Below are 16,495 nucleotides of genomic sequence, written 5' to 3' on the forward strand. Positions count from 1 at the left end.
GACTCTTAGTGTCGTTCTACCAATGAAGATATGGTAAAAATTCTAATCAAATATTATTTGTGTGAAGCAATTGGTCGTCATAGGTTGTAAAAGAACCTCAAACCAACTGTGACTATCGACCGTATCTACAAATATTAATGAAGATGGAATGAAATTTTTAATGTAAAATGAAATAAGTTCATCTATTATAGAGAAGAGATTCGATTTATCATCGGAGGTTGAAGATATGCCAGTTCAAGAATCGATCATTGAACAGGAAGTTCAAATGATTGGGAAGCAACTAGAAGCAAGAAAGTTAGATATTGCCAAAGGCTTACTTAAGCCAGGCGCTGATAACGCAGAAGCATTGCAATTACATACTGAGCTTGTTCAGCTTTGCGCAGATGCGATTCTAAGTGGTTTAGAAACAACAATGCCGCGATTAACAAAGTGGGGAAGAGACACGGGGGAGCTTGCCGTTCAATACGGCTCTGAGTTAGATCAGTCACTAAAAAATACTTCAGAAGTTCGACAGGCTATTTGGTCGGTGGTTGAACTTGTGACGATCGAAGCGAATCATACTGTCCAAAGTGTTTTTAGAGTAGGGAAAATCATTGATAACTTGCTTGATCATGCTGTTTATGCCTATAGCACAGCATACGTGGAATCATTTAAGAATACGCTTAGCCATGCACAGGAAGTTTTTCTTGAGCTATCTGTACCGGTTGTTCCGATTCTTGATGGTGTTGCAGTATTACCAATTGTTGGCGATATTGATACGCATCGTGCGAGTCTTCTGATGGAAACAGCTCTAAGAGAATCAACTGAAAAACGATTAACGCATTTATTTATTGATCTTTCTGGCGTAACCATCGTGGATACGATGGTCGCAAATAACATCTTTAACATTATTTATTCACTTGAACTTCTAGGAGTGAAAGGGATTTTGGCAGGTATAAGACCAGAAGTTGCTCAAACAATGATTCATCTCGGAATCGATTTTTCTTCCATCCAAACACATAGTACGTTAAAACAGGCTCTTGCTAAGCATATTTTTTAAGAATAGATGAGCAAGATTATACTAAATAATCCATAATGTAATGCTGTCCAATACGGGCAGTATTTTTTTGTACTAACGAAAAAATTGGAATGTTTTTTTAAAGTAAAATCGATTGACGTTGAAGTCAATCGCTAATAAAATGGTCTCGAAAAATCTTAGTAAGATCCTCTCTTCCAAAAGTATGAACATGTCGTCTCAAAGGACAGGCGGTATGCAACGCCTGATTGGCTTAGCCAGTCAGAAGAGGGAATTAAGATGCTTTCTCTAAGCGTCATGCTATCAGATTTTCTTTATTTTTAGTGGAAGGGAGGAGGTCGTAATGTTTTATCGAATTACGGTTTATCTTCTAGGTATGTTTATTAACTTCTTTGGTGTTGCACTAGTTATTCATGCAACGCTTGGCGCAGGATTTTGGACTTCGTTCTTTATAGGTCTTTCCGATTTAGCTGGGTTAACAGTTGGTTTCTGGTATGGTTTATTTCAAATACTGGTTATATTCCTAAATGGGAATTTAATGAAACAAAAGCCAGAGTATGGAGCCATCTTACCAATTATATTAGAAAGTTTTATTTTGGACTTCTGGTTAGAGATTGTATTTTCATCCGTTCAGTTAGCATCAGCACCGCTGATGGCAAAAGTAGCGATTCTTATTGCTGGGATGGGAGCGATTGGGCTAGGAGTGGCTATCTATATATTGCCACAGTTTCCACGTGCACCGTTTGATCAGCTGTTTCTCGTTATTAGCTCTAGATTCAATCTTAGCTTACAAATGGGACAGACGATTGTGGCTGTTGTTATGGCTTCACTTGCATTAATGATCGGAGGGCCTGTCGGCGTTGGGACTATTGCACTCGTATTTTTACTTGGCCCAATCATTCAGTTCTGGTATGAAAGAGCTTATCCGCTGTATTACGTGCTATACCCAGCGCAAGCACCACATGAAGAATATTTATAAAATCATACGTTAAAGGCGCTTTTCTGAAAAAACAGAAGCGTCTTTTTTATAGAGAGAGGTCTTTCCTTTTATTTTGACTTTTGCGAAATCTAAAACACGGGTATAACCATTCTGGGAGGGATAAACTGATGAAGAAAATAATCAATCAACCAGACGACGTTGTAAGCCAAATGCTGGACGGAATGGTGAAAGCTCATCCCGAATCCTATCAAAGACTGGAAGGTACAACAGTTCTCGTAAGAAAAAATCTGGCGGAAAACAAAGTAGGTGTTGTTAGCGGTGGCGGAAGTGGACATGAACCTGCACATGCGGGGTTCGTTGGAGAAGGTATGCTTGATGCTGCTGTGAGTGGAGAAGTGTTTACATCTCCTACACCAGATCAGATCTTAGAAGCGATTAAGGCGGTTGATCAGGGTGCTGGAGTTCTCCTTATTACTAAAAATTACACTGGGGATGTTATGAACTTTGAAATGGCGGCCGAGATGGCTGAAGACGAAGGTATATCTGTCGAACAAGTGATTGTTAATGATGATGTTGCGGTAGAGGATAGTACTCATACGACAGGTCGAAGAGGCGTAGCAGGAACTATTTTCGTTCATAAGATTGCAGGGGCAGCTGCACAAGAAGGTAAAACACTGAAAGAAGTGAAAGCGCTTGCTGAGGAAGTGGTTCAAAATGTCAGATCAATGGGCGCAGCGCTTCATCCGGCCCAGGTTCCTGGCTCAGGAAATCCAGGATTTGATATTAAAGAAAATGAAATGGAGCTTGGAATTGGTATTCATGGTGAGCCTGGGATGGAAACGATCGGACTGGTTTCGGCCGATGAATTGGCAGAGCGTCTTGTAGAAGAAGTGCTACCCGAACTAGAACTAAAACAAGGCGGTGAAATAGCGGTCATTGTGAACGGAATGGGAGCAACTCCATTAATGGAACTATACATTTTAAATAATCGTATTCATGATCTCTTAAAGGAAAAAGGCATTAAATCGGAATTGACGTTAGTGGGCAACTATATGACTGCCCTAGAAATGGCAGGTGCTTCTTTAACAGTTCTAAAATTAACGAATGAACTAAAGAAATACGTGACAAACCCATGTCAGACGATTGCATGGACGATAAACGACTAAGGAGGGTCATGTATGTTTACAGCAGAGATGGCTAGACAATGGATCAAAGAGTCTGCTAAAAAGATAGAATCGAATAAAGAACAGCTAACTGATCTTGACCAGGTACTGGGTGATGGAGATCATGGGCTTAACATGACAAGAGGCTTTAAGGCGGCTGTCGAACAGCTGAATGAAGAGACGGATGAACCAGGGAAAGTACTGAAGGCTGTTGGAACGAGTCTGTTGTCTAAGATAGGCGGTGCTTCAGGACCGCTTTACGGCACTCTTTTCATGAAAGCTGGAAATCAGTTAGAAGGAACAGAAGTGCAGATTAGCGACCTTTCTTCAAGTCTTCGAGTTGGCGTGGATGGAATGAAGAAACGAGGTAAGGCTGAGCGTGAAGAGAAGACGATGGTCGACTTACTTGAACCTGTAATTGAGTTAATGGAAGAGAAGGGAAATGAGCTTACACCTGCTCATTTGATCGACAAGGCGAAGGAAGCGCTTGAGCATGTAAAAGAGTATGAAGCCAAGAAAGGCAGAGCGGCTTACTACAAAGAAAAATCAAAAGGTAAACAGGATGCGGGGGCGCAGTCTTCTTATTATCTAATAGAATCCCTTGCGACAGTTCTCGATAAGGACGGTGAAGCTTAATGGTCAGTCTTGTCTTAGTATCACATAGTCCTGATATTTCAAAGGGATTGAAAAAGATGCTAGATGAAGCACAGCCTGAAGTTACTGTGCTCGATGCTGGAGGAACAGATGATGGTGAAATGGGAACGAGTGCTATTAAGATTCAAACTTCTATTGAAAAGGCAGACCATGGCGATGGCGTCGTTATTCTCGTGGATTTCGGAAGCTCAGTCATGAATGCAGAGATGGCGATCGATTTAATAGAGGATGCTCATTCCGTCAAGATTGCAGATGCGCCATTGATTGAGGGCGCCTATAGTGCGGTAATGGAAGCTGGATTTGGCAAGTCACTAGATGAAGTGGTGAAATCAGCAGTTCATGCAAAAGATATGAAGAAAGTGCAGTGAAAAGAAGAATTGAAAAAAACAGCGCATCCGCCTGGATGCGCTGTTTTTCTAAATTTTAAGCGCCAGCCCATACGTCTTTCGCATATCGGCCGTCTCGCTCAAGTTCTTCTAGCCATTGAATCGCTTCTTGCTCAGTTGTTTCATACATTGATTGATAGCTTGTGATCATCGTTTGCTCAACTTCAGGAGCCATGTGGCTACCGTCGCCGCAAACGTACAAGCGTCCACCTTCTTTTAGAAGTGGGATAACATCTGTAGCGTTATCGGATACAAGATGTTGAACATACGTTTTTTCTTTTCCAGGGCAACGAGAGAAAGCAGTGTGAAGGGTAACAAGTCCATCTTTTTCAGCTTGCTCTAGCTCTTCCTGGTATAAGTAATCATGTTCAGGATTACGACAGCCGAAGTAGAGGTGAGCAGCACCAAGCTTGACGCCTTGCTTGCTTAATTCACGACGTGCTTGAATGAACCCTCTAAATGGCGCAATGCCAGTTCCAGGTCCAATTAAGACCATTGGTGTTTCTGGATCTTCTGGAAGCTGGAAGTTGGACTGTGGCGTGTTAATGAAGCAGGCCACTTTGTCACCAAATTCAAGCGTTGCCAGGTAGTTAGAGGCAACACCTTTGTACTCTCCTTTACCATTCCATGCAGTGTCTCGAACGACACTAACTGTCATGCTCGCTTCTCGCTCTTTGTAAAGCGGAGAACTAGAAATGGAGTAGTAGCGAGCTTTCAATGGTGGAAGCAGTGCAATGAATCGCTCAAATGGAATCTCACAAGCCATGTACTCCTCAACGAGTTCAAGCATCGTAACGCGTTTCTCAAGAACTTCTTTTTTATATATGTCGTCTTCAAGTAATTGCTCGAGCTCCACAACATGCGGTGGGCAAACTGTATGTGCAGCTAGCGCACGTATTTGAGAACGAGTTGCTGGTTCTTGAAGCTCTACATAAGAAGAAAGAAGTTCCTGGAGTTTCACTGGTTTGTCAGTAGGAAGATGCGCTGCTTTACCAGAATCTCCAGTCAGTAGCACGTGATCATGACCATTTAAAGAGAAGCGCTCGAGGACGCGGTTAACCATGTTATCACTGTTTTGTGGAAGGATACCAACATGATCACCTTCCTGGTATGAAGCGCCATCAGGAAGCATAAGTTCAATGTGGCGCGTGCTTCTGCCGCTCTCTGTATGCTGTAATTCTACATTTCGATTAATAATAGCAGTGAAAGCATGATGTGTTCTAGCGAGAGGTGTATCACTTACGCCACTCACGAAGCTCATAGAGATCGCGCTGTTTTCTGCGTTATTTTCATTTAATTCTATATTCATCGCTTCTGCGAGATTTGGCCAAAGCGTTGCTTCCCATTTCTCATAATCGCCTTCAAAGTCATCACTTGCGTCGCCAAATCCAGTTTCAGCCATTCGCTTTGCACCTTTTTGAGATAATTGCTCGTCGATGAAAGAAGGAATGCGTTGATAAGTGTTTGCCCAGTTACGGTCACCGCAACCAAATACAGCATATTGCACACCATTTACTGCTCCATCTTCCATCTCATCAAGCCACTGTACAAATTCATCCGCATTGTCTGGAGGATTTCCGTTATAGGAAGCAGACACAATCAGAACAGCTCCATCCTGTGGAAGTTCATTCACATAATCATTCAGTGGCCCAACTTGAGAGCTAAAGCCTTGTTGTCGACCAGTCTCAGCAAGGTCACGTGCAATTCCTTCAGCGGTGCCAAGGTTTGAACCATATAAGACAAAAAGAGGAGTGCCGTGCGCATTTTCAACGGGTGTTGGCGCGGTTTTCTTATCTTTTTGAACAGGCTCAGAAGCTTGAGTTACAAAAGAAATCGAATCTTTTCTTGGTTTCACCTTCATTTTCATGCCGTCAGGTTTTAGTGTTAATGTTTCTTTTACTTCTAGCTGATAATTCGCATGGTCAATCAGGTCGAAATTCTGGATGATCATACCAAGCAATAGCGTAGATTCATGAAGAGAAAACTGTTGTCCGATACAAGCACGCTGTCCATTACCAAATGGTTTAAAAGCATGCTGAGGGATAGATGATGGATCTTCAAATCGCTCTGGAATAAATGATTCGACATCTTCACCCCAGATGGATTTATCACGATGAAGTTCTGGTAAAAGAAGTGTGAAATCATCACCTTTTTTCACATCATATTCACCGTTTAACGTGGTGTCTTCTTTCGCATAAAGAGTAAACGCAGGAGCCGTTGGCCATAACCGAAGCGTTTCATTTAAAATCATTCGGACATATTTAAGCTGTTTCACTTGCTTATAGTCAGGAATGCCATCTCCAACAACGCGATCGACTTCTTCTTGGGCTTTTGCTAGTTTGTCAGGGTTGTTCATTAAGTAGTAAAGGGTAAATGAAAGCAAACCGCTGGTAGTTTCATGGCCAGCTATTAAAAAGGTGATGATTTGGAAACGAATGTTTTTATCATCAAGAGGTTCACCTGTCTCTGGGTCTTTTCCTTTTAACATATGAGAGAGAAGATCATCTTCACCCTGATCCCCGTTTTTCTTACGATCGGCGATTAAGTCATCGACAAGATTGAACATATAGTCAATGTCTTCTCGAAACTGCTTTTTAGATCTTACCATTAGCTTATCTTGAACACCGAGACGTTGTGATTGATTCATTGCTTCATCTAGCGCACGAACCATAGCATCGACAAATTCATGATTATTCTCTCTGTAGAAGCTATTAAAACGAAAGTCGAATCCACAAAGACCAATGGTATCAAGCGTTAAGCGAGTCATGTCTTCAGATACATCGACCTCTTCATCAGGATTCAATCGTGCCCATTTTTGAATAAGCTGTGTGGCAATATCAACCATTTTATTATGATAGCCCTTCATGGCCTGTTGGCTAAAGCTTGGTAGAAGAATATTATGGGCTTTTTTCCAATTTGGTTCTTCCGTTTCGCTTGTAAATAGACCATCTCCACCGAAAGCACGAACTTTTTGGAGGGCAGGGCCTATTTTTTTGTCAAACCGCTTCTCGTCGGTAATTTCAGCGACAAGATCTGCGCTGGAAACGAATGTACTTGTGCGGCCAGGGAATTGAAATTGGTAGATTGGCCCGAATTCTTTTGCTAGCTTCATAAACGATTGAATAGGTTTTTCTTTATCAATAAGAGGAATGCTTCCTAAAGGTCCATATGTTCGGGGCTGTGGGAACGATTTCTTAGTAGTCATGTTTAAATCACCTCATCTATAAATTAGCGGAATGAACGTTCATTCATTTCGCTTTATGAAGAGCAAATGCTCTTCACGAATGTGATCTTACGGAATCCCATAAGCTATTCTCAATACCTGAAAGAAGCTCTGGGTTGGGATGAAGTTCACCTGCTCTTACAAGATTCTGAAGTTCTAGAAAAGCTCCATAAAGGATGGCGATTAAGGCTTCAGAAGGCAGGTTTCGAATTACTGATTGTTGTTTACCAATATCAAAGAAGCTTCTTAATAGGTTAAGCAGCTGTGTGAAATCTTCCTGACTTTGACGATCTAGGAAGTGTGCGGCACTATGCTTTTTAATAAAATAGAGCGCATGTTCATTTTGATTTGTAAACAAAATCATGGCTTTAAATATATGGTGAAACTGATCACGAACGGACTGATGATAAGGAAATTGATCCTCAATCGTCTTTGTAAATGTTCGAACATAATCTTGAAAAAGGGTGTTAACGAGCACCTCTTTATTCTCAAAATAACGGTAGATCGTGCCAGCACCCACATTAGCTGAGGTGGCAATCATTGGCACGGTAGTCGCATCAAAACCTCGCTCAGCAAATAAAGCAAGAGCGCTTGTCATAATGTTTTCCCGCTTATTTTGGGTCGTCACAAGCATCCCCCTTTCTTACACAACATACGGAATGAACATTCATTCCCTTTCTATTTTAAACCTATTGGAAAAGCTTAACAATAAAGCAGAGGACCTAAAAAGATTGAAGATCTTGTTAACTAAAGGGTCTTAAAACCTATGAATATGCAAATGATTGGAAAAATAATCTTCTGAAACCATGATGTGGTATTTAAAGGGGATTATTTTTCCTTTAATGTCCCTCATCATAGAAGGGAGATTCTCAAGTCAAAGAAAGAGCCACTCTTCGGACGAAAAGTGGCTCTTTCTTTGAAAGTTATGTCATCGATCAATCGATTGGATCTTGAGCTTTTCCGTAGCGGAGTACATCAATAATAGCCATGCCATCGCTTGGTTTACCAGAATCATTTCGATAAGGCATGAGAGAAAAGAAGATAAAGTAGATGGAGAAGTAAGTGAATTGATAGAAAAATAGGTCTACTGGAAGGACTTCCGCATAAATCAATGCGTTCATAATAAGGACGACAATGATGTTAAATAAACTACCTGCCGCATAGATGGCAACGTGTGCCCATGTCTTGTTATAAGTGAGATCCTCGTACTGACACCATCCTTCCATAAAGTACTTCTTTTTTACTTCTAGAGGTCCGATATTAAAAATGGTCTTGCCAGTTCCGATACAGAACTTAATTTTTCCTCCGAAAACCCTTGCAACAAGAACGTGACCAGCTTCATGTAGTAGAGTAATGATCGGTAATATAATGAAAAAGTTCACGAAGAACATTGGGATATCGCTTAAGGTAAACATTTAAAACCTCCAAAGTGGTATTGTGATAAATATAAAGTGCTGTAAGAAAAGCGTTCCCGTATTTAATACGTTTGTAACACGATTAGAAGATGTTCTATTTATCAAAAAGTTTAGCTTACGTGAATGATGGAGATGAGAAAACAGTCATGTAGACGAACAAAACTAAACACTAGAAGGACTTCACCATATAAAAAGGAACGCCCTATGAAAGGCGTTCCACCGGAGCTTATTCAATAATTTGAAGTTCTTTCGGATACTTTGTTAATGTTTCATACCCTGTTTTCGTAACAAGAACATCATCTTCAATTCGAACTCCGCCTACTTCAGGTACATAGATGCCTGGCTCGATCGTATATGTCATTCCTTCAATTAGAAGAGAGTCGTTGTTTTCACTCATAGATGGATATTCATGAACTTCAATTCCAATTCCATGACCGATGCGGTGAGGGAACTGGTCTCCATATCCAGCGTCTGCAATGATTTGTCTCGCCGTTTTATCAAGATCCCCAAGTCTTGTTCCAGGTTGAGAGATATTGAGCGTTTCAAGCTGAGCGTTCAGTACGACATCATAAATTTCTTTTTGCTTTTCATTCACTTCTTTGTAAGCAACTGTTCGCGTAATGTCTGAACAATAGCCATCTAACACCACACCAAGATCGAATAAAACGAGGTCGCCTTTTTTCAACTTACGATCGCCTGGATTACCGTGTGGCTGTCCAGCTTTTTCACCGAAAAGCACCATTGTTGAAAAGGACATTTCACGAATTCCTTTTTTCTTAAGTTCGTACTCAATCGTTGCAAGAACTTCCATCTCAGTACAACCTTCTTGGAGCGCTTTAACTCCCGTCTCTACCCCGAAGTCTGCTAGTTCAGCAGCTCTTCTTAGAATCTCTAATTCTTGCTCATCTTTAATTAAACGTAGTTCGTGAAGTTTCTCTTCAGCACTTGTAAATGAAACAGATGGATAACGTTTCATGATTTGTTCAGCACGTCCATAAGAGAGTGTTTCTTTCTCAATAGCTACCTGACTCGCTTCTTTAATACCGCGACTCTTCAAGGCATTATGGATAAATTCCCATGGATCATCGGCATCTCCATGTCCGATAATCTCATATTTCCACCCTGCATCTCTTGCTTGAGATACTTCCATACCCGGACAAACTAGAAACGGTTCTGCATCCGGGAAAATAAATAAACCTAATAGTCGTTCATGTGGCTCACATTCAAAGTTGGAAAGATAGAATACATTGGAAGAAGAGTGAACAAACGCAAAGGTTTGTTCAGTTTCTTCTAGCCACTTCGAAAATTTATCTAAACGCTGATTCATTTTTTCTCACAACCTGTTCTTAAAAATTTTAATGATGACTAACTTATTCAGACTTTGTTTTGTTGGTAGTTACTAAAGTTACGACAATTAATACGATAACTGCTACTGGAACAGCGAAAAGAACACTATTTAGTTCAAATGGTTTTGCAAGTGGGATTTCCCAAACAAGCGTTGTCACAACTCCGGCGATCATAGACGATACACCGCCATAAAGGTTGACACGTTTCCAGAAGAAGACAGCTAATACGGCAGGAGTAATACCAGCTCCGTAAACGGTATAAGCATACATTTGAACAGATAATACGGTAGGGAAGAAGCTAATAATGACATAAGCAAGAACCCCGAGGATGACGATGAACCATTTGGTCATGACTAACAGCTGCTTATCAGTCGCATCCTTTTTTAAATATTTTCCGTACAGATCATACGTGACGTTTGTAGCGGCGGAAAGAAGGTAAGAGTTACCTGTAGTGATAATAAAGGCTGTTGCTGCCGTTAATAAAATACCGCCGACAAACGTTGGCATCACGACAGTTGTTGCCATCAGTGCCATCCCTGGATCAATATCAGGGAAGATTGAACGTGCTGCAAATGCGATTAAACTAATTGTTGGAGAAATCAGAAGCATCGCCACGAGCCAACCAATTTGGGCTTTTTTCGATGAACGATCTCCACTTGATGAAGCCAACCGCTGATACATGTTCTGGTCAGCCAATAATAGAAAGAGGGAAGGTAATAAATAACCTAATAATTGAATGTTCGATAACTGACCGCTAAATGTTAAGTGTTCTTTTGGTACATTCGCCAGGATGCTGTCCCAACCACCAGCAATAATAAATATGGTCGGTAACGTGATTCCCAGCCCGACAACCATTAAAATAGCACTCACAGCATCAGTAGGAGCTACCGAGCGTAATCCACCAATCGTTGCTAGGAAGATGATCAGAGCAGCACCGATAATAGTACCTGTTTCAACTGAAATACCTGTTGTCAGATTCAGAATGAAGCCAAACCCTTTCATCTGATAGGAAACAATTCCTACATAGGCAAGAATAATGATAATGCCTGCCAGCGTCCTCGCGAATGAACCGTATTTCTCTTCAAGTATTGAAGATACTGTATATTTCCCAAATGCTCGGATTCTTGGAGCAATGATATAAAGAATCAAGATACCTACTATCGTTGGAATGGCCATTAGAAACGCCGGAATAATTCCATAGCTATACGCCATAGACGTTTCGCCACCTGAAATGCTTCCACTACCTGTCCAGGTTGCTAGCAGTGTACCCGTTAATACTAGAGCACCAAGTCCTTTACCAGCGAGAATAAAATCCTCACTATTTGACACTTTTTTAGAGAAATAAATTCCAAGTCCCACCATGAGAATGCCATAAGCAATAACAAACCATAGAAGGTTAGGATTGTGTGTAATTTCCATTACGTAAACGTCACTTCCTTGTCTTAGTTGTGTTTTTTCTTAGGTGCGCACCGTTAAATATGCTATCACAACAATTTGGGTATTAAAAAAAGTGGGAAATAATCTCTATGGAATACTTTGGGAATAAACCTGATGACAATCTAAATACACACTTCTTTCTTCACCTATTATTGGTTATTATTTGTATTTAATAGAAAATAATTCAAATAAAGTGGTTATATAATACTGAATCGAAAAACTTTATAGATTAAATAAAAGCGCTATTATTTGGATTTTTACTATAATTTAAACAATTTAAGGATCGATAAACATGTGAATTGAAGTAAACACTAGAAAATGACGTTCTGTTAAGAGCTATTTATTGTGTTCAAGATTGAGAATAATGCAGAGCACTCTTTTTTTCTTTAGAAGGGGAAAATGATGTTTTGGTGAACTAGTTATTCAGGGTATAAAGCAAGAAGGTTGATGAAAAGTTTAAAAAAGTTTATGATGAAATCAAATACCCTGTAGGGTAATTAACAATACGTTTTCGGGAGGATTAAATCATGTATTTACGTACTTTCTTTGATGAGAAATTGGCACAGTATTCTTATATGATCGGTTGTCAACGAACTGGTGAAGCGCTTGTGATTGACCCGGCGCGTGACGTAACACCGTATTTAGAAACAGCGAAAAAAGAAGGCTTTCATCTTGCGGCCGCAGCTGAAACGCATATACACGCCGATTTTGTATCAGGCGCTAGACAATTAGCTGAAAAGCATGACGTGAAATTATATTTATCAGATGAAGGAGATCAAGACTGGAAATACGGTTATCTAGAAGGATTAAATGTCGAACTAGTAACGGACGGTTCGATTATTCGCGTTGGTCATGTAGAACTTCGCGTGATGCATACCCCAGGCCATACCCCGGAAAGCATTTCGTTCGAACTCACTGATCGCGGTGGTGGCTCAGAAGTACCAATGGGCATTTTCACAGGAGACTTTGTCTTTGTTGGTGATATTGGTCGTCCGGATTTGCTTGAAAAAGCCGCAGGCGCTGTTGGCACAGCGGAAACTGGAGCGAAGGCGATGTTCCAATCACTTCAAAAATTTAAAGAGCTACCAGAATTTCTAACGGTTTGGCCAGGACACGGTGCAGGCAGTGCTTGTGGGAAATCTCTTGGTGCTGTGCCACAATCAACAGTGGGCTATGAGTTACGAAATAATTGGGCCTTGAAAGAAGAGAACGAAGGGGAATTCGTTAAAGAATTATTAAACGAACAGCCAGAAGCCCCAACATACTTTGCGATTATGAAAAAGGTGAATAAAGAAGGTCCTAACGTGTTATCAGGGGAAGAACTAGAAAAGATTATGAATGTTGATGAGTTCCGTGCGCTTGCATCGAAGGACAACACAACAATCGTTGATACACGTCCTGCACAGGATTTTGCAGATGGGCATATTGATGGAGCGATTAATCTTCCATTTAATAAAGCCTTTACGAATTGGTCAGGCTGGGTTCTAGATTATGAGCACGATCTTCTCCTCATTGCAGACGATGAGCAGAAAGATGAGATTGTGAAGGCCTTACATTCGATTGGCATCGACCATATACGTGGCTATGCAAGTCCAGAACTTCTTTCCCAGTGGGACGATCTAGAGGGATATTCCTTTATCTCAACGGAACAATTGAATGATGTTTATGACAAAGACGATGTTTATGTTGTAGATATTCGAAAAGAAAATGAATGGAACTCAGGTCATATTCCTGGAGCTAATCATCACATGCTTGGCTATTTAGAAGATCAGGCGAATGATATTCCAGAAGATAAAACAATTGTCGTTCACTGTCAGTCAGGCACTCGTTCAGCAATCGGAACAAGCTTACTACAATCACTCGGTTTCAAGGACATTTTAAACTATAGCGGTGGTTTTGCTGCATGGGAAAAAGATGGAGATAAAATCGAAAAATAATCAAAAAAGCGTAAAGCAGACACTGCTTTACGCTTTTTTCTTATGCACTCATTTCAGTTTCTAACGTAGCCGGCTTAGGCTTCATTAGCATTAATCCGATTCCTCCAGCACTAAGGACAGCTGCAACGAGGAATGGTGCGTGAGCTGATACTCCTTGACCAATCAAACCGGAAAGGACAGGGGCAATGGCAGCACCGAGCCAGCGGAGGAAGTTGTATCCTCCTGACGTAATGCTTCTTTCATATGGAGAAACCTCCATAACGTAGCTTGTAAATAACGCGTTATTTAGTCCAGAAGCAAGACCTGAGACGATCACGACAGTAATCAGAAGAGGTGTTGATGGAACAACAAATAATAGTGCTAGTAAGATAGCAAAAATCAATAAGCTATACGGAAGAATCTTCTTAGGTAGAAACTTCTTCTCAAGCTGGTGACTTAATATGGCTGATCCATAGGCGAGCATTAATCCCCAGCCAAAGAAGACAAATCCAATTTGAATCGCATTAAGTCCGATAATTAGTGGCGTATAAGCCAGAACTACGAAAAATCCATAGTAATAAAGCATTGCTGCAAGAGCGGAAGTTAGGAATGGCTTGTATGAGAAAAGTCCTTTTAACTCACTCATTCCAACAGGTTTTCGTTTTTGTTTGCCATTTGGTTCAAACACAAAGAATAGAACAAGGCAGAATGCAGCTAGAATTAAGATGGACGTTGCAAAGAAAGGGAATCTCCATGAATAACCACCAAGAACACCACCTACAAGTGGTCCCCCCGCCATTCCTAGTCCAATAGCTGCCTCATAGTAGCCAACGGCTTTTTGCGGGTCTTTAGATAAAGCGATTAAAAGCGTCATGGCTGTCGCGAAGAACATAGAATTACCAAATCCCCAACCTGCTCTAAAAATAGATAGGCTTGCGATTCCATTTGAAAGAGCGCAAAGCAGTGCAAAGACCGTAACGATGAATAAACCAAATACCATCATGCGCTTATCACCAAATCGACTTGCAAAAATTCCGGCTGGAATCATCATAATCGCCATTGTCAAAATGTAAGCAGTAAACAGCATTTCAACCTGCCAGTGGTTCGCGCCAATTTGCTCTGCGATCGTTGGAAGAATCGGATCGACAATCCCGATACCCATAAACGCAAGGAAGGTGGCGGCGATCGTTATCCATCTTGCTTTCGTGAATTTTTTTTCATTCATTCAACTTAACCTCCTATAAAAATCGTTCAAAAAGAACAACGGTTGTTATTTATACAACAAGTGTCGTAAAATATTGTAACAGAGTCATGAAATTGAGCAATAATCAAGTTTTCGAGAAACGTTGTCTAAACGACGTGTTTTTAAATTTTGTTGAGAAAAAGTTTAATTTGGAGGAGATTTCTTATGAAAGAGAAAGAAGACCCACGTGTTACCCGAACACGAAAGCTCTTACAGGATGCGTTTATCCACCTAATGGCAGTAAAAGAATATGAGAAAATTACAATTGCTGATATTACTAAAGAAGCCACTGTTAATCGCGCTACTTTTTATTTGCATTATCAGGATAAAGAAGAGTTACTACTTCAAACGGTTGATGAAATGCTGAGGCAGCTTTTTGGCGAGGCGCTGACGATCCCACCTGGTAATTTACCAATTGATGATTTGCAACGATATATTGCAGAGCACATTTTCTCAAGCATTGCCGAATATGATAAGTTTTTTCACGTCATGTTAATCAAAAAAGGAATGCCGAACTTTCTTGATCATATGCGTAGCTTTTTCTTTGATTTCTATGACAATCGAATTGCGAAAGGAAGGTTCGATCCTTTGCCGTTACCAAGTGAAGTCATCGCAAGCTATATCGCTTCTGCTTATACAGGTATGATTTCCTGGTGGCTTGAAAATGACATGCCCTACACACCAAAGGAGATGGCTGAGCAAATGATTCAGTTGAATCAGAAGGGACCAACTGGGATTTTGAAGATGCATGTGAGGAAGCGAGAGTAGGAGTACCTTCCTGAGCAAATTAAACATCATGGTAAAGCTAGTCTCCTTTTCCAATTGGAAAACGAGACTAGCTTTTTTAGTGTCAATAGAGGAACCGTGAGATTTTGATAGAAAAGGAAAGGAAGCAGAGGCGGTGTATGAAAAATGTTAGTGAAAATTAAATATTGGATTCCGGTGTTTCAGGAAGAGAGGATGATTCGCGTCTATTTGCCTCATGAGTACGCTCATACAGATAGAAGCTACCCGGTTCTTTATATGCATGATGGACAAAACGTATTTGAAGATCAGGATGTAGTTGGTGGAAGTTCGCTGAGGTTGTTAAACTATTTGGAGCAAAAAAAGTTTCAGCTTATTGTTGTTGCTATTGATTCAGGAGCTAAACGAATGGAAGAGTATTGCTTATGGCGGCATGGTCAATTAAGTGAAGAGCTAACAGGTAAAAGTGAGATCGTAAAAGCGAAGGGTCGAGAGTATATCGCATATATCGTAAAAGATTTAAAACCAGCCATCGACGCTACATACCGAACGCTTAGAAATACAAATTATATGGCGGGAATTTCTTTAGGTGGATTACTTACTACATACGCCCTCTGTCATTATCCTACTGTTTTTAGTAAAGGAGCTTGCATCTCTTCCGCTTTTTTTCGAAACCAAGAAGAATTGGAGGGATTTATCTTGGAGTCCGAACTAACAAATCGTAGTTGCTTTTATTTGGATTGCGGAGATAAGGAATCTGGAGACGAGCGGATTGATAAAGCATTTCTGAATTCAAATGATCGAATATATCAATTGCTCGAGGAGAAAGCTTCATGTGTGCAATTTCATTTGATAAAGGATGGGGAGCATAACTATAAATCATTTCGTACCAGAACGGATGATTTGATGAGTTTTTTTATGAATGAGAGATAGAGTGAATGAATGTTATATCTAACACTTTAATGGTAAAAGAAGGAAATTGTTAAAGTGAAGGAAAAGGACCTTCAAAGGAG

Annotated in this window: 14 protein-coding genes; 8 read left to right on the forward strand and 6 right to left on the reverse strand. The window is 40.5% G+C overall.

Features of this window, described 5'->3' with window-relative positions:
• Positions 1-226 precede the first annotated feature (226 nt).
• From AC0VYV_RS04500 to dhaM, 5 genes are all read left to right on the forward strand, one after another.
• Positions 227-1,039, forward strand: a complete 813-nt coding sequence (locus tag AC0VYV_RS04500) for an STAS domain-containing protein (RefSeq protein ID WP_475366667.1) — start codon at positions 227-229, stop codon at positions 1,037-1,039.
• A 319-nt stretch (positions 1,040-1,358) separates the two neighbouring features.
• Positions 1,359-1,994 carry a YczE/YyaS/YitT family protein gene (locus tag AC0VYV_RS04505; RefSeq protein ID WP_194220413.1) on the forward strand — a complete coding sequence of 212 codons (636 nt, stop codon included), beginning with the start codon at positions 1,359-1,361 and terminating at the stop codon, positions 1,992-1,994.
• A gap of 128 nt (positions 1,995-2,122) precedes the next feature.
• A complete protein-coding gene (gene dhaK, locus AC0VYV_RS04510) occupies positions 2,123-3,121 on the forward strand; it encodes a dihydroxyacetone kinase subunit DhaK (protein ID WP_475366668.1) in 999 nt (332 codons plus the stop codon).
• 12 nt (positions 3,122-3,133) lie between these two features.
• Positions 3,134-3,754, forward strand: a complete 621-nt coding sequence (gene dhaL / locus AC0VYV_RS04515; protein WP_475366669.1) for a dihydroxyacetone kinase subunit DhaL — start codon at positions 3,134-3,136, stop codon at positions 3,752-3,754.
• Complete coding sequence (gene dhaM / locus AC0VYV_RS04520) at positions 3,754-4,140, forward strand: dihydroxyacetone kinase phosphoryl donor subunit DhaM (RefSeq protein ID WP_404682952.1); 387 nt, start codon at positions 3,754-3,756, stop codon at positions 4,138-4,140. Before dhaL ends, dhaM begins: the two co-directional genes overlap by 1 nt.
• Positions 4,141-4,195: 55 nt before the next feature.
• On the opposite strand, the gene AC0VYV_RS04525 is transcribed toward dhaM, so the two are convergent.
• From AC0VYV_RS04525 to AC0VYV_RS04545, 5 genes are all read right to left on the reverse strand, one after another.
• Complete coding sequence (locus AC0VYV_RS04525) at positions 4,196-7,363, reverse strand: bifunctional cytochrome P450/NADPH--P450 reductase (protein ID WP_475374489.1); 3,168 nt, start codon at positions 7,361-7,363, stop codon at positions 4,196-4,198.
• A 73-nt stretch (positions 7,364-7,436) separates the two neighbouring features.
• A complete protein-coding gene (locus tag AC0VYV_RS04530) occupies positions 7,437-8,009 on the reverse strand; it encodes a TetR/AcrR family transcriptional regulator (protein ID WP_475366671.1) in 573 nt (190 codons plus the stop codon).
• 307 nt (positions 8,010-8,316) lie between these two features.
• Positions 8,317-8,796, reverse strand: a complete 480-nt coding sequence (locus tag AC0VYV_RS04535; protein WP_430243749.1) for a site-2 protease family protein — start codon at positions 8,794-8,796, stop codon at positions 8,317-8,319.
• Positions 8,797-9,022: 226 nt separating this feature from the next.
• Entirely contained in the window at positions 9,023-10,123 is a 1,101-nt protein-coding gene (locus AC0VYV_RS04540) for a M24 family metallopeptidase (RefSeq protein WP_475366672.1), read from the reverse strand.
• Between the two features lie 43 nt (positions 10,124-10,166).
• Complete coding sequence (locus tag AC0VYV_RS04545; RefSeq protein ID WP_475374490.1) at positions 10,167-11,561, reverse strand: sodium:solute symporter family protein; 1,395 nt, start codon at positions 11,559-11,561, stop codon at positions 10,167-10,169.
• 545 nt (positions 11,562-12,106) lie between these two features.
• On the opposite strand from AC0VYV_RS04545, the gene AC0VYV_RS04550 reads away from it, so the two are divergent.
• Positions 12,107-13,516 (forward strand): MBL fold metallo-hydrolase, encoded by a 1,410-nt coding sequence (locus tag AC0VYV_RS04550; protein WP_475374491.1) that lies wholly within the window; start codon positions 12,107-12,109, stop codon positions 13,514-13,516.
• Positions 13,517-13,556: 40 nt separating this feature from the next.
• Here the strand turns inward: AC0VYV_RS04550 and AC0VYV_RS04555 are convergent, their stop codons facing one another.
• Positions 13,557-14,720 carry an MFS transporter gene (locus tag AC0VYV_RS04555; protein ID WP_194220423.1) on the reverse strand — a complete coding sequence of 388 codons (1,164 nt, stop codon included), beginning with the start codon at positions 14,718-14,720 and terminating at the stop codon, positions 13,557-13,559.
• 183 nt (positions 14,721-14,903) lie between these two features.
• Between AC0VYV_RS04555 and AC0VYV_RS04560 the strand changes: the two genes are divergently transcribed.
• Entirely contained in the window at positions 14,904-15,506 is a 603-nt protein-coding gene (locus tag AC0VYV_RS04560; protein WP_194220424.1) for a TetR/AcrR family transcriptional regulator, read from the forward strand.
• 144 nt (positions 15,507-15,650) lie between these two features.
• Positions 15,651-16,415, forward strand: coding sequence for an alpha/beta hydrolase (locus tag AC0VYV_RS04565; RefSeq protein WP_475374492.1), 765 nt, complete (start codon positions 15,651-15,653; stop codon positions 16,413-16,415).
• Positions 16,416-16,495 lie beyond the last annotated feature (80 nt).

It is taken from the genome of Anaerobacillus sp. QJM3NY_17 (assembly GCF_056173665.1).